The 623-nt window shown below is 45.6% G+C and carries 1 protein-coding gene; it reads left to right on the forward strand.

Annotated features, from left to right (window positions below):
* Positions 1–623: UvrD-helicase domain-containing protein (locus tag A3729_RS25200; RefSeq protein ID WP_156498126.1), on the forward strand; the 623-nt coding region annotated here is incomplete at both ends.

Here is a 623-nt window from a genome sequence, read left to right on the forward strand (position 1 = left end):
TGCATCCAAGCCAAGATATCACCCTGACCCCCGAGCAAATTAAGGTTGTAGAATCACCCCTTGCTCATTATGTGGTCACTGCTGTCGCAGGCAGCGGTAAAACAACGACCCTAGCTCATCGGATAGTATATCTATTGAGCCAGGGCCATGATGCACGGCGAATTCTCATCCTAATGTTCAACAAAGCAGCAAAGACCGACTTTGCCGCCAAACTAAGACGGATCGGTAACCACCATAGCCGCCTTCCCGAGGTGCGAACCTTTCATGCGATGGGTTATCGGCTATACCAACGTTTTATTCAAGAAGGGCAACTGCGACCATTTAATAAACAAATCCTCAGTGATAAGGAGATCGACTTTCATATCTGGCGAATGCTAAATCAAATACTTGATTCCGAAGCCCTTAAAGATGCCAAACGTAATAAGAAAGATTACGTTGAAGCAGGCCACCAGTTTATCGAATCCGTTAAAAATGGCCTGCTGTCACCTCAACAAACCCTCTATGATCTTGATTTGAGCGATAAGTTCGGCTTTCTTCCTCAATTGTTTGATGTCTTCGAAAGCTGGCGAAAACACAACGCCAGAATCAGCTACACGGATATGCTTTACGATACCGTGATCGCT

The sequence above is a fragment of the Oleiphilus sp. HI0043 genome (genome assembly GCF_001634935.1).